We start from the raw sequence: 13,019 nt of genomic DNA, 5'->3' as shown, positions 1-13,019 counted from the left end.
TTCTTGGTGTCAGGAGCACCATGGGAATCCTCCTCGGTCCGGGTGCGGCCACGTCATCGTTGGGCCGCACCCGGACCGCTTCGTGGGTCTAGAACTGCTTGATCCAGGCACTTTGGGTGTTTTCAAGCATCTGGTCGACCGGCTGAGAGCCTGTGAGTGTCTTCTGGAACTGCTCGTCGAAGGTACGCATGAGCTGTTCCGCAACGGGGAGACCAACGAACTCGTTGGCGGGGTAACCACTCTTGTAGATGTCAAAGGCCTCTTTGAACAGGGCATCCTTGCCGGAGAAGTCCGGCGTGGCCTTGCTGTTGCCGGGGAACGCATTGGCCTGGGTCGAGAGCTTTGCGTTAGCCTTCTCGCTCATCAGAAACTGGACCAGCTTCCAGGCCTCGGCCTTGTGCGCGCTGTTCTCGGCAACCCCGATCCCCCACGAAGCGAACGGGATGCCCCGTTTGCCGGCAAATCCATCGACCGACGGAACGGAAGATACCTGGAACTTCAGGTTCGGGTTCTTCTGACGGATCGTGTTGATGTGCGCGAGGGAATCGATCATCATCCCGACGCGGCCGTTGGTGAATTCCTCGACCTTGTCCTGTTCCTTCATGGTGAAGGAACCCGGTGCGATCACCCCGTCATCCCAGAGGCTCTTGACGTACTCCACCGTGCCCTTGATGTCCTGGCTGGCGAGATCGGGCTTCCCGTCTTTGAGCATGCTCTGGCCGGAGGCCCATGCCCAGGACATGACATCGTTCTGCACGCCGTTGGGAGCCTCGAGTGACAGCGGCAGGACCCAGCCCTTGGCGTTGCCCAGGTTGCTGATTGCCTTCGCCGCAGCCGTGAACTCCGTGCGGTTCGACGGCGCCTTCGCGATTCCCGCCTTCTGCAGCAGGTCAGTGTTCGTGAACATCGGGTACACGAAGTTCAATACCGGGATCATGTACGTCGCGTCCTTGACCTTGACCTCGCTGGAGAGCTGGGTCTTGTCATAACCGGCGTCAGCCATCAATTTGCCCAGGTCCGCAATGGAGCCCTGCTTCGCAAAATCACTGATCCAGGCGCCATCCAGCCCGACAACATCGGACATGGTCCCCGCCGCGGCTCCCGCCACAACCTGCTCCTTGGTCGAGGCATACGGTCCGCTGAGCAGCTTGACCTTGATGCCCGGGTTCTCCTGCTCAAACTGATCCATCATCTGACGCAGTGAACCAGCAGGGAGTTCCGGCTCCCACCACTGCGCAAACTCGATCGTGACCTCCCCGCCCGGCGACGCGTTGCCGCCCGAAGACCCTCCGCCGCAACCCGCAACCATGGTGACCGCGGCGACACCCGCAACGGCGGCCAGCAGCCCTCTCCTGCTCAGAGCATCCTTGCTCATGACTCTCCAATCGAAGTGAAAGTTTCAAAGTGCCGATTCGCGCATTCCGATGCGACTTTATGCCGGTTTATGCGTTTGTCTGATCGTAAGCCCAGTCACACTTTTGCGTCAATAGGGGAACAACGGATCTTGCGAACGCATGCAACGGGCGCGCCAAACCCGCGAAAAACCAAGAATGAGAGCCGCATCTCCAGCTCTCAGAACCTCCAGAAGCCCGTGCGGGCAGCTGTCGCAGAAAAACGCATCGCGGCAATCGGTGCCGCAGCTATATCGCATTAACTCGCAAGATGTGTTAAATGTGGACCATGAGCAGATCACTTGCGACGTCCCCCACAGGCAACCGCTCTGCACGCTTTCCGGCGAGCCGACAGGCCGACCTGGCCTCATTCGTGGCTGAAAAGGGGCAAGTCACGGTGGCGGACCTTGCGACAAGGTTCGACGTGTCACCCGACACCATCCGCCGGGACCTCGACCAGCTGGACGCTGACGGTATCCTGATCAGAACACACGGCGGGGCGGTGAGTCTTTCGGCAGTCCCGCGCGCCGACACCGGCGTGGACATCAGAATGCGGCTTCAAACCAGCGCCAAGGACCGCATCGGGGCACTGGCGGCCTCCCTGGTCACTGACGGAACCGTCCTGATGATCAATGCCGGAACGACCTCGCTGTCCATGGCCCGACATCTTAAGGACCAGCGCGAGCTGACAATCGCCACGAACAACCTCCGAATACCCGCCGAAATCTCGCCCAAAGTCTGCCGGGATCTGTACCTCTTCGGCGGTTCGGTGCGGCTCGGCGCCCAGGCGGTGGTGGGTCCGCTATCCTTCCGGGCAGACGGAAACACCGGCGATATCGATATCAAGTGCGACCTTGCCGTCATCGGCGTCGGCGCGATCTCTGCCTCCGGCTACACCACCAGCCACCTCGCCGAAGCGGTCATGATGGGTCAAATGATGAAGCGCGCAACACGCGTCATCGTGCTGGCTGACTCATCCAAATTCGGCCGACAACTCTTCGCCCAGATTTCGCCCTTGGACGCTGGGGACGTCCTTGTCACCGATCAACAACCCCCGCAGGACCTCCAGACGGCCTTGGAAGAAAGCGGGGTGCAGGTTATCGTCGCAGACGGTAATTAGCTCCCCTGCCAGGGCTTTCAGGAGCGGGTCATAGGCCTCTTTCGTTCCACCCGACGGAACCAAAACCGCAGGTCAGCAACGCGGCGCCTTCGTTCCTCGGCGCACCCTGGGGCGCGAAGATTTGGCGAGGTTCTGCTGGCCTGTGGTGGTTGGTCGTCTTCATAACGCACACTGAAAGGGTTCGTCGTGGTCTACCCCGAATCCTCTGTAGTGCCGCTGAGCCTGTAGGTCAGCATGGTGGTGGAGGGCTCCACGGGAACCGTGGATTGTTGCCTTCGAGCACGGGCGTCAGACTTACCTTTTTTCCCTGCCCTCCCCGCGACGGACATCTGTGATGGTCCTGTTTGATGAGGAGGAAGAAGTAGCCATGGAAGTCGTCCACGTCCGCTGTGCCGGGCTCGACATCTCCAAGAAGGACGCTAAGGCCTGTGTCCGGGTCGCCGGGGCAGGGCGTCGCAAACCAATCGAAACGGTGACGACCTGGTCTTCGATGACCAACCAGATCCTCGCCCTGAGGACATCACCTCGCGCATCGAGGTGGTGATCAAGCCCTTTCAAGGGTTCCGAGAGCTGATCATCACCATTCCCGGCATCGGCGTCCTAACCGCCGATGTGATCATCGCAGAGATCGGAGCGGACATGACCAGATTCTCCACCCCGGCCACCTTGCATCCTGGGCCGGCACGACGCCGGGCAGCAACGAGTCCGCAGGACGCGTCAAGTCCACCACGACGCGCCCGGGCAACCCTACCTGCAAGGAGCCCTCGGAGCAGCCGCCATGGCATGTGCACAGAATCCGACGACCTACCTCGGTCCCCGATACCGGCGGATAGCCTCTCGGCGCGGTCCCCAGAAAGCCAACGTCGCGATCCAGCACAAAATGCTCGTTGCCATTTGGCACATGGGCATGACCGGGACCCTCTATGACGACCCCGGCAGCGATTTCTACACCCGTCTACATCCGGAACGGGCAAAGACCCGGGCGGTCCAGCAGCTTGAAACCATGGTCTACCAGGTCACCCTCGACCGCGTTGGCTGACCAACAGGTACCCCTCTGACGCGAATCTAATCTTCGCGTCAGCGCCATACTCAATCGCCCGAAGGATTCGAACCGAGGATCCCTTCCGAGTCACGGCTGGAATCGGCCCCTGCCGGGCAACGAACGGAACTAGAACCGCAGGTCGCCTTCCCGGAGCCCCCGTCGGATTCGAACCGGCGACCCCCGCTTTACGCCTACGCACAGATTTGCCCGAAACGCACCGACACGGACCGACACGGACACAGCATGGGTCATGTCGATAACCGCGCATCCCGTTATGACAGATCAGCCACAGCCAGAACGGCGACGGAAGAAGGCCCAGGTTCCCGCACGCCACAGTGCGGTGCCGCGGACGCTTTGCGAACGGCCCACGGCTGCCGGCCATGGCATGCGGGCCGGCGGCCCGACCATGCCCCGCAGCAAAACAGACGCAAGAACCAGCCGGAAAGTCGTGTCACATAGATCCATGGCCGCATGAACTCGTGTCAACAGAAAGAAGCAAGGAACGGGTCACCGATGAGCCACTTCATAGGTCACCGCGGCGCCAGGCACAGACCGCGGCCAGCGTCAGAGGGACCCGGGCAGGGTCAACGTACACACGTTAAAAGCAAAAGACCCCTCTGACGAGGGGTCATGCTGTGCCCGAGGTGGGACTCGAACCGCATTCCAGCCCCTGCAAACGGTAATACTGGGAAGTCCAGAAACATAAGCAAACCAGCGAAAACCGCCGCTATCCCAGGGCCATGCAGGTCTCGAGGGTGGGGCGTACGGCCGGGCAGGCGGCCGCCCCCCCACATGGGTGACAGGCGCTGAGCCGTTGAAGCAACGGTGAATGTCTAGACCCTGTCCGGCCGTTGCCATATCGTTGGGGAACCGACAACAGTCGACCGGGCTGAGCTCCGCATCGGAGGTACATGATGGGCATCATCTCATCTGGTTTTCATGGAAGACGGCAGACCGGCAATCCAGCGTTACCCCCGGGCCAATACGAGACGAGAAGCTTTCCCGTGCTGACGGCGGGACCCGCACCCAATATCCCCACCGAGGACTGGGAATTCTTTATTACGGCTGAGGACGGGCAACGCCACACCTGGTCATGGGATGCCTTTATGGCATTACCGCAAGTTGACATACGGACCGACATCCACTGCGTAACGAGCTGGTCCAAGCTGGGCACGTCGTGGCGCGGAGTATCCCTGGACACCTTGTTCGAGGACGTTGAAACAAACTGCAAGTTCAGCACAGCCCACTCCTACGGCGGCTACACCACCAACATACCGTTGGAGGACCTTCTGGACGGCCGGGCCTGGGTTGCCTGGGAATTCGACGACGAGCCACTCGAGCGAGCGCACGGCGGACCTGCCCGTCTCCTCGTGCCGCATCTGTACTTTTGGAAGAGCGCCAAGTGGATCAACGGCATCGAACTGACGCAGGACGATCTGCCCGGCTTCTGGGAATCCAACGGGTACCACATCCACGGCGACCCCTGGCGTGAAGAGCGGTATTCATGAGGCAGGCCCCATGAGCACCCTGTGGCGCGTCGCCGACGTCGTCAGCGCCGCTCCGGAAACGGAAACTTCCAGGACCATCGGGCTGCGCGTGGACGGCTTGATGGGCAACCTCGCCGGCCAGCACATCGATATCCGACTCACGGCCGACGACGGTTACACGGCAGTGCGCTCCTACTCCGTTGCGACGGCCAGCAAGGACGAAATCATTGAGATCACCGTTGACGAACTGGTCAACGGCGAGGTCTCCCCCTATCTGGTCAGGGACCTGGCCGTCGGCGACCAGCTGGAGATCCGTGGCCCAGTGGGCGGCTGGTTCGTCTGGCGGCCGACGGACATGAACCCGGTTCAGCTGATCGCAGGAGGGTCCGGCGTCGTGCCGCTCATGTCCATGATCCGGGCGCATGAGGCGTCCGAGAATCCCTCCCCCTTCCGGCTCCTGTACTCACTCAAATCACCCCAGGCTGGTTTCTATCGGGAGGAGCTGCTCACCTTGGGCCAGCAATCCGCCAAGCTCACCGTCGACTACGTCTACACACGCAGCGTGCCACAGGGCTGGCCAACTGCCCCGAAACGGCTCACGGCAGAAATACTGCTGGCGACCATCCAGCCGCCGGACGCCAACCCCGATACCTTCATCTGTGGCCAGACAATATTTGTCGAAACAGTCGCGGAATGGCTCGTGGAGGCGGGCTATCCGGCCGCCTCAATCAAGACCGAACGCTTCGGCGGAACGGGAGGAACCCGGTGACTGGCAACAACGGCTCCGCTTCTCCGGGCGCTGAGGACCCGCGCCTCGAGGATCAGGACATCGGCGGAATCCCGGGCAATCCAATACCTCACCTCGACGGAAACGCGGCCGCAGGACCGCTGTGGGAACTCTTCCGCGTCGACATCATCGCAGCGATCGGACGATGCAAGCACTGCGGCGCCGTACGGGCTTTCGGTGAGGCGACTGTCTATACCGATGCCCCCGGAATCGTTGTGCGCTGCAAATCATGCGACGGCGTCCTCCTGCGCCTCGTGGAAACTCCTACCAGCTACTGGCTCGATGTGAGCGGACTCAGCTATCTGCAGATCGACAGAGAGAGCCAGGCGTAACCGCAGGTTGTAGCCGGGTTTTCCCCAGCTTTTTCGGCTTTGGCGAAGGACTAAGTCCCGGCTCATGGTGTGGCGGCCACTCTCGGTCACGGCTTCGCCTGAAGGGACACCAGGTAGTCATGCAGACGGCCGCAAACAGGACCATGAACAGGTGTGAAAGCCAACCAGGCAAGTTGCCGGCGCAGCCGCTCTCCCCCATGAGAACCAGGTCATGTAGCTCCAACTAGCCCGCGCCATGAAGGACCAAGAAGCCAAACCGTCGCCCACTCATGGAAAGTGGCAGCCGGACACAGAAACGGCACCACCAAAAAATGGGCCCCCGGAGGGGCCCGCAGGTCAAGCCTTGTACACAGTCAGCGGCCCAAGGGGCCCCTGACCTGCGGAAACACTGTGCCCGAGGTGGGACTCGAACTGCATTCCAGCCCTTGCAAACAGTGGGAAGTCCCGAAAACATCGCCAATCCGGCCCAGTACGGCCGATGTACGGCCCGATCCGACGCCTAAGGTGTGCACATTGTGCACACCTACTTTTCGACCACTTGGCGGTTTCCAACAAACATCGCAACAGGTTCGATTCGAAGGTAACAGAATCTCTGTTAGGCCATTGAAGGGGACCTGCGCGGCTCAGGGCAGCGACGAATTCGACGTTAAAGTTTCTTCAACTAAGACGTCTTCCGCGCGAACGGCCGCCACCGGCAGCCGGGAGGGGTGGATCCCTGCCTAGGAAAAATCCCTCCCATTCTCGGCCTACACGCTAAGAGCGAGTCTCTATACTGCACAGCGGATGCGCTGATCGGCATCCCTGGGCACGGCAATCGGTTCGACCCAGACGTCCCCGGTGAACCAATGCGGGGATCCCTTGGTCGTTGATGGTTTTGGTTCGAAGTTCATGGGGTGCTTCGATCTGTTTCGCTCAGGCCCATCTCCGTGGCGGTGGTTCCGGTTTCCTGCTCGTGGCTGGCGGCCCAGCTGGCGAGAAGCCGGAGGCGCTCTTCGGAGGGCGAGCCTGGCTCTGCTGTGTAGATGAGGAAGGACAAATCCGCTTCGGTCGTGAGTTCGAGTCCTTCGTAGGTAAGAGTGAGATCCCCGACGACGGCGTGGTGGAAGGTCTTCTCCCCTGTTCCGTGTCGGCGCACGTTGTGGGCTCCCCAGCGGGTGCGGAACGCGTCGCTGCGCGTGGACAGTTCCCCGATCAGGTCCTGCAGATCTTTGTTATGCGGGTCCCGGCCTGCCTCAGTGCGCATGCTCGCGACGGCGACGTCGGCGGCTGCCTCCCAGTCCGGGTGGAAGATCCGGGCGCGTTCAGGGTCGAGGAAGGTGAACCGGGCCAGGTTTCCCAGTCCGGGTGCGGCGAACACGTCTGCCCAGAACGCTTTGCCGAGCGGGTTCACGGCCAGGATGTCCATCCTGCCGTTGCGCACGAATGCGGGTCCGGCAGTGACCGCGTCCAGGGCCCGCTGCAATCCGGGTCGAATCGCGGCGGAGTTGCTTGTACGGCGCCTGGGTTTGGTCGACGGCGCGCTGGAGGCGCGCGCGAGGTCGAAGAGGTGCGCCCGTTCGGCGTCATCGAGCTGCAGGGCTCCGGCGATGGAGTGAAGGACGGCCTCCGATGCCCCGGAGATGTTGCCGCGTTCGAGTTTGGAGTAGTACTCGACGCTCACGTCGGCAAGCATCGCAACCTCGGCCCGGCGCAACCCGGCTACGCGCCGATGGGCTCCGCCGGCCGGAAGACCCGCTTGTTCCGGGGTGAGTTTGGCCCGACGTGAGATGAGGAACTGGCGGACCTCGTTTCGGTTATCCACCCCGACGACGTTACCTGCCCAGGCGGGCCTGAGGGATCCCCTGCCAGTACACCTTTCGTCAGAGACTCCCACGCGCGCCCGAAAAGACGTTGACTGGACGACAGGCCGGACAGCCGACAACTTCATGTGCCACTTGGCGCTCCTCGAAGGGGTCGAAGACGGCGACGGCACCACCTGGCTGGAGCCGGTGTCCAACGAGGACTACCAGCACGCCACACACGGCAACTAAGCACGAAAGGACTCACCAATATGAAGATCTCAGTACTAGGAACAGGAATGGTCGGCCGCGCAGTAGCAGCCCGACTCGACGAACTCGGCCACGAGGTCGCCATCGGGACGCGCAATCCCGAGCAGACACTAAGCCGCACCGAGCCAGACGCGATGGGCACCCCAGCCTTCACGCCGTGGCAGCGGGCCAACAGCGGCGTCGAGCTGCTCTCCTACAGCGAAGCCGGCGCCCACGGCGAGGTCGTCATCAACGCAACCAACGGAGCCAACTCCCTGGCGGCTCTGGAAGCCACCGGCGGTCGCAACCTGGCAGGCAAGGTTCTCATCGACATCGCTCTCGCGCTCGACTTCTCTGAGGGTATGCCTCCAAAACTGCTCATCGCCAGCGACGACAGCCTTGCCGAGCAGATCCAGCGCACCTACCCTGAGGCTCGCGTCGTGAAGACACTCAATACGATCTTCTGCGACGTCATGGTCAACCCGTCCCGGGTGCCCGGCGCCCACAATGTGTTCGTCGCTGGCAACGACGAGTCCGCAAAGACCACCGCCAAGTCGATACTCAATGAGTTCGGCTGGCCGTCGGAGGCCACCCTCGACCTCGGTGGGATCGAGGTGGCGCGCAGCGTCGAGTTGTACATGCCGCTGTACTTCACCCTCCATGGCGTGCTCGGAACGTTCGACTTCAACATCGCAATGGTCCGCACCTCGTGATGGCTCTCGTTCCCCGATTGAGTGCCACCCAGCTGGCGGCTGGATCCGCCCCCGCCCCGGTCCGTCTGCCAAGGAGGCTTCATGGCGGCATCTGAGGACCTTGTTTTGGTTGAACGCTTCTACCAGGCCCGTGGCGACCGCTACGTGATCGACCAGATGATGTCGCAAGACGTCGTCTGGGACATCACGCCCGGATTCCCTCTCGGCGGTGTGTACCGGGGCCTTGAGACAGTCCTCGGCAACTTTCTCGCTCCCGTGGGCGCACAGTTCTCCTCGCTGGACGCCCGGCCTGAGCAGCTGTTCGCCGACGGGGACGGGCACGTCGTCGCAGTCGGCTACTACGCCGTCACCGGCCATAACGGGCAGGCAGTCGAGGGTCGCTTTGTGCACGTTTGGACCGTCGCCAACGGTCAGGTGAACCACCTGCACCAGACTGCGGACAGCCGCGTGCTGGAGGACGCGATGCAGGAGCCCAGGCCATGACCGAGCCCGTCAACCATGTGCAGCCGCCCGCCCAGGCTGGCATGCCTACCCGTCAGGAGCCCGGGATGACCAAGGGACTGACACTCCTGTTTGCGATCGCCGGTGGCCTCGCCGTTGGCAACTTGTACTGGGCGCAGTCGCTGCTGGATCTCATCGCTGGGGACCTGCACGCTTCGACAAGCGCGGCAGGTTGGCTGGTCACGGCCACGCAGCTCGGCTACGCCGCCGGCGTCCTCCTGATCGTGCCGTTGGGAGACGCCCTCAACCGCCACCGCCTAATCCCGGCGATGGTTCTCTGTTCCGCGTTGGCACTGGCAGCTTGTGCCGTCTCCCCGACAATGCTGAGTCTTCTGGTTGCTGTGACCGCCGTGGGCGTGAGCACCGTCGCCGGACAGCTGCTCACGCCACTCGCCGGCGATCTAGCCAGTGACCGTGAGCGTGGGCGAGTTGTAGGCACGGTCGTGTCCGGCCTGCTCACCGGAATCCTGGTCTCGCGGACCGTGAGCGGCTTGGTGGCCGACGCGGTCAGTTGGCGAGCCGTGTTCGGTCTCGCAGCAGTCGCCGCGCTCGTCGTCGCCGGTTTGCTCTACCGGGCAAATCCCGGCGATGCCTGCCCGGAATCCGCTGCGCTATCCGGCGCTTATGGCTTCGGTAGACGAGGTGGTTGTACGGCAGGAAACCGTGCGGTGGACGTTGGCCTTGGGTGTGACCGGTTTCGCGAGTTTCACTCTCTTCTGGACAGGGCTCACCTTCCTCCTCAGCAGTCCGCCTTTCAACTACCCCCGTCAGTGATCGGCCTGTTCGGGCTTGCAGGCCTGGTAGGGGCCATCGCCGCCCAGCGCGTCGGTCGGCTCCATGACCGTGGGTGGTCGCTTGCAACCACTGGCGCCGCACTGCTCTTGTTGCTGATTACCTTCGCCTTCGCTGCCCTCGGAGGCGGCTCAATCGTTGTAATCCTGGTTGCCGTCGTTGTGCTCGATCTCGCCGCGCAAAGTGTCAACGTCCTCAACCAGATCCGCATGTTCGCCATCCCGAACGAGGGTCGTAGCCGGCTGAACACCGCTTTCGTCACCACCAACTTTCTCGGTGGCGCCGTTGGTTCGGCGGCCGCGGCAGTCATGTGGGCTGCAGGAGGTTGGGTTGCGGTGATGGTCATCGGCATGGTCTTCAGCGCGATCGCCCTGGTGGTATGGACTTTTGGTCGACGCGGTCCACTGCAGGTACCGACACCCCAGTAAACACTTGGCCAGGTACATGCCTTCCTAATGAAGAATGCCAGGTTGAACAGTATGTTCGGCAGTTCGGCAATTCGGCGCAAGACTGTCATCAGCTGCCGCAGCGTCCGTCGCCGGTGAGCACGAATCTGCTTTCGTGGGATGTTCGGGGGAATCGTGTGGCTCTCGGGGGCTTGAGGGGGCGCAGAGGCGCGCCAAAGGCAGCGGGCGGTGCCGCGGGACGTAAATCGTGAAGCGTTGAGCGGGGAGGGGCGACGGACAGAGCCGCCCGCCGGCGTCAGTTCGAGGTGCGGATGGCTGCCACCGCCGTGTCATAGAGGTCGAACAGCGGCGTCGAACCCCGCAGCCGCAGCCATTCCTCGGTGGCGGCCTGCAGGCAGGTGATCGCCGCGCCGACGATGGCCCTGGCCTGGAAGCCACGCGATTCGGAGGCGGGCAGGCGCGGTTCGATCAGGGGGGCGAGCAGGTCGGTCCACCGCGCCTGCTTCTCGGCGTGGCCGGCCCGCAGGGAGTCGTTGTCGAACAGCATCGAGACAATCTCGAGGCGGTTCTCGGGGCTGACCTCGATCTCGTCGAGCACCACGAACGCGTGCCGCAGCGACACCCAGACGTCTTCATCGGCGGGCCTGGCGCCCAGGCGCGCCGCAATGACCTCTCCCTGCTCGGACAGGCCACTGAGGGCCAGGTCTTCTTTCGTGCGGAAGTAGTTGAACAGGGTGCGGCGCGAGACTCCGGCCGCTGCGGCGACCTCGTCGACGGTGGTCTCGTCGAAGCCCTTCTCGGCGAAGAGCTGCATCGCCGTCTGTGCCAGAAGCGAACGCACGACGGCTCGGGTCTGTAAGCGGATGGGAGAAGGGGTCGATGCCATGCACCAACAGTACAACAATGCAGTTCAAGAAGCAACTTGCACTTGGTGCACAACTGTGCGTAGAGTGTTTCCATGAGCAGAATCGACTACATCACACAGACCATCATCGTCACCGGAGCCAGCTCCGGCCTGGGAGCGGAGTTCGCCCGCCAACTTGCCGCCCGCGGCGCGAACCTCGTTCTCGTGGCCCGCCGCGAAGACCGACTGAAGGCCCTCGCCGAGGAGCTGACCCGCCGCGACGGGGTCACCGTGACCACCATCGCCCGCGAACTCGACCGGCCGGACGCCGGGCGCATGCTCCGAAATGAGCTCGAGTCGAGGGGCATTTTCGCCACCGGCCTCGTGAACAACGCCGGCTTCGGCACGCACAACCCGTTCGGCGAGGAGGACTCTGAGCGGCTGCAGCAGCTCATCACGCTGAACATCGGCGCCCTGGTCGACCTCAGCCACGCCTACTTTGACGTCTTCGCGAAGCAGAAGACGGGCATCCTGATCAATGTCGCGAGCCTGCTCGGCTTCATGCCGACCCCCTACCTCAGCGTCTACGGCGCCTCGAAGGCCTTCGTGCTGAGCTTCACCGAATCGCTCTGGGAAGAGGCGCGTGGCACGGGTCTCCGCGTTCTCGCCATCTCCCCCGGGGCGATGGCGACCGAGTTCTTCGACGCCGCCGGCAGCCAGTCCGCCGACTACGGCACCCGCCGCGCCCGCCCCGAAGACGTCGTGAAGACCGCCCTCGACACCGTCGACAAGCCGTCACACCGCCCCTCGGTCATCACCAACGGACGCCCGCTCGCCATCGCTGCCCGCTTCCTCCCGCGAAGCACGGTCGTGCACTTCATGGGCGCCACCATCCGCCGCAGCAAGCGCTGACCCCGTTCCAACCCATCGACCGCCTGTCCGCGTTGCCGCGAATCCACCCAGCAATCCAGTAGGGAGCATCATCATGACCATCACCACGCACGAGCCGGCCGCGACGGCGGGACTCTCCGACAAGGAACGCTTCGGCGCCATCCTCGCCGCCCAGCGATCCGCCCAGCTCCGCAGGGTGCTTGACCGCACGACCTCGGGCAACGTGACCGTGAACGGCACGATCATGCACGTCGGTCAGGACGACCTCCCCTTCGGTGGCGTCGGCGAGAGCGGCATGGGCAAATACCACGGCATCGAGGGGTTCCGCACCCTCAGCCATCCCAAGGGCATCTACACGCAGGGCCGGTGGAACGCCGCCGACCTGCTGCACGCGCCCTTCGGCAAGCGCGCCGACCGCCTCCTGGGGTTCTTCCTGCGCTGAGCACCGCGGCGAGACCGTTCCCGGACGCGATCACGTCCAGGACCATCATTTCCACCCACCCCCGAATGGAGCACATCATGAGCACGTCCAGCACTGTCATCCTTGATCGTCCGAGCCCGAAGGTGGCGACGATCACCTTCCACAATCCGCCAGCCAACGTCGTGGCCGCCGAGACCGCTGTCCGGCTTCACGAGATCGTCACAGACCTCGAGAACGATGTTGACGTCCAGGTCGTCCTCTTCA

The 13,019-nt window shown here is 63.1% G+C and carries 12 protein-coding genes and 1 pseudogene; 10 read left to right on the top strand and 3 right to left on the bottom strand.

Features of this window, described 5'->3' with window-relative positions:
* Positions 1 to 88 precede the first annotated feature (88 nt).
* The gene (locus J7I89_RS23870) at positions 89 to 1,375 is read right to left on the bottom strand and encodes a sugar ABC transporter substrate-binding protein (protein ID WP_214975671.1); all 1,287 of its coding nucleotides are present in this window, start codon (positions 1,373 to 1,375) and stop codon (positions 89 to 91) included.
* Positions 1,376 to 1,680: 305 nt separating this feature from the next.
* Between J7I89_RS23870 and J7I89_RS23865 the strand changes: the two genes are divergently transcribed.
* The 5 genes and pseudogenes from J7I89_RS23865 (at position 1,681) to J7I89_RS25475 (ending at position 6,159) form a co-directional block, all read left to right on the top strand.
* Complete coding sequence (locus J7I89_RS23865; protein ID WP_214975669.1) at positions 1,681 to 2,511, top strand: DeoR/GlpR family DNA-binding transcription regulator; 831 nt, start codon at positions 1,681 to 1,683, stop codon at positions 2,509 to 2,511.
* Positions 2,512 to 3,027: 516 nt separating this feature from the next.
* Positions 3,028 to 3,550: pseudogene (locus J7I89_RS23860) on the top strand (transposase); the annotation flags it as partial.
* Between the two features lie 917 nt (positions 3,551 to 4,467).
* Complete coding sequence (locus J7I89_RS23850; RefSeq protein ID WP_214975675.1) at positions 4,468 to 5,061, top strand: sulfite oxidase-like oxidoreductase; 594 nt, start codon at positions 4,468 to 4,470, stop codon at positions 5,059 to 5,061.
* A gap of 10 nt (positions 5,062 to 5,071) precedes the next feature.
* Positions 5,072 to 5,809 (top strand): FAD-binding oxidoreductase, encoded by a 738-nt coding sequence (locus J7I89_RS23845; RefSeq protein ID WP_214975665.1) that lies wholly within the window; start codon positions 5,072 to 5,074, stop codon positions 5,807 to 5,809.
* On the top strand, positions 5,806 to 6,159 hold the full coding sequence (locus J7I89_RS25475; protein WP_308160024.1) for a DUF6510 family protein: 354 nt from the start codon (positions 5,806 to 5,808) through the stop codon (positions 6,157 to 6,159). Before J7I89_RS23845 ends, J7I89_RS25475 begins: the two co-directional genes overlap by 4 nt.
* A gap of 886 nt (positions 6,160 to 7,045) precedes the next feature.
* On the opposite strand, the gene J7I89_RS23835 is transcribed toward J7I89_RS25475, so the two are convergent.
* Positions 7,046 to 7,960 (bottom strand): helix-turn-helix transcriptional regulator, encoded by a 915-nt coding sequence (locus J7I89_RS23835; RefSeq protein ID WP_214975663.1) that lies wholly within the window; start codon positions 7,958 to 7,960, stop codon positions 7,046 to 7,048.
* A 249-nt stretch (positions 7,961 to 8,209) separates the two neighbouring features.
* Here J7I89_RS23835 and J7I89_RS23830 point away from each other — a divergent pair, with 249 nt between their 5' ends.
* From J7I89_RS23830 to J7I89_RS23820, 3 genes are all read left to right on the top strand, one after another.
* Positions 8,210 to 8,899 carry an NADPH-dependent F420 reductase gene (locus J7I89_RS23830; RefSeq protein WP_214975661.1) on the top strand — a complete coding sequence of 230 codons (690 nt, stop codon included), beginning with the start codon at positions 8,210 to 8,212 and terminating at the stop codon, positions 8,897 to 8,899.
* 81 nt (positions 8,900 to 8,980) lie between these two features.
* Positions 8,981 to 9,382, top strand: coding sequence for a nuclear transport factor 2 family protein (locus tag J7I89_RS23825; protein ID WP_214975659.1), 402 nt, complete (start codon positions 8,981 to 8,983; stop codon positions 9,380 to 9,382).
* Positions 9,383 to 9,447: 65 nt separating this feature from the next.
* Positions 9,448 to 10,620, top strand: a complete 1,173-nt coding sequence (locus tag J7I89_RS23820; protein WP_214975657.1) for an MFS transporter — start codon at positions 9,448 to 9,450, stop codon at positions 10,618 to 10,620.
* Between the two features lie 274 nt (positions 10,621 to 10,894).
* On the opposite strand, the gene J7I89_RS23815 is transcribed toward J7I89_RS23820, so the two are convergent.
* Complete coding sequence (locus tag J7I89_RS23815) at positions 10,895 to 11,485, bottom strand: TetR family transcriptional regulator (protein WP_214975655.1); 591 nt, start codon at positions 11,483 to 11,485, stop codon at positions 10,895 to 10,897.
* 72 nt (positions 11,486 to 11,557) lie between these two features.
* Here J7I89_RS23815 and J7I89_RS23810 point away from each other — a divergent pair, with 72 nt between their 5' ends.
* Entirely contained in the window at positions 11,558 to 12,355 is a 798-nt protein-coding gene (locus J7I89_RS23810; RefSeq protein ID WP_214975653.1) for an SDR family oxidoreductase, read from the top strand.
* A 73-nt stretch (positions 12,356 to 12,428) separates the two neighbouring features.
* Entirely contained in the window at positions 12,429 to 12,776 is a 348-nt protein-coding gene (locus J7I89_RS23805) for an aldehyde dehydrogenase family protein (protein ID WP_214975652.1), read from the top strand.
* Positions 12,777 to 13,019 lie beyond the last annotated feature (243 nt).

The organism is Arthrobacter sp. ISL-5 (genome assembly GCF_018613835.1).
Lineage (GTDB): Bacteria > Actinomycetota > Actinomycetes > Actinomycetales > Micrococcaceae > Arthrobacter.
This window is presented reverse-complemented; position numbering and strand designations above follow the sequence as displayed.

Excerpts from the sequence above, each read along its gene's own strand:
- J7I89_RS23870 (WP_214975671.1), bottom strand. The coding sequence starts at position 1,375 with ATGAGCAAGGATGCTCTGAGCAGGAGAGGGCTGCTGGCCGCCGTTGCG.
- J7I89_RS23865 (WP_214975669.1), top strand. The coding sequence starts at position 1,681 with ATGAGCAGATCACTTGCGACGTCCCCCACAGGCAACCGCTCTGCACGC.
- J7I89_RS23850 (WP_214975675.1), top strand. The coding sequence starts at position 4,468 with ATGGGCATCATCTCATCTGGTTTTCATGGAAGACGGCAGACCGGCAAT.
- J7I89_RS23845 (WP_214975665.1), top strand. The coding sequence starts at position 5,072 with ATGAGCACCCTGTGGCGCGTCGCCGACGTCGTCAGCGCCGCTCCGGAA.
- J7I89_RS23830 (WP_214975661.1), top strand. The coding sequence starts at position 8,210 with ATGAAGATCTCAGTACTAGGAACAGGAATGGTCGGCCGCGCAGTAGCA.
- J7I89_RS23825 (WP_214975659.1), top strand. The coding sequence starts at position 8,981 with ATGGCGGCATCTGAGGACCTTGTTTTGGTTGAACGCTTCTACCAGGCC.
- J7I89_RS23820 (WP_214975657.1), top strand. The coding sequence starts at position 9,448 with ATGACCAAGGGACTGACACTCCTGTTTGCGATCGCCGGTGGCCTCGCC.
- J7I89_RS23815 (WP_214975655.1), bottom strand. The coding sequence starts at position 11,485 with ATGGCATCGACCCCTTCTCCCATCCGCTTACAGACCCGAGCCGTCGTG.
- J7I89_RS23810 (WP_214975653.1), top strand. The coding sequence starts at position 11,558 with ATGAGCAGAATCGACTACATCACACAGACCATCATCGTCACCGGAGCC.
- J7I89_RS23805 (WP_214975652.1), top strand. The coding sequence starts at position 12,429 with ATGACCATCACCACGCACGAGCCGGCCGCGACGGCGGGACTCTCCGAC.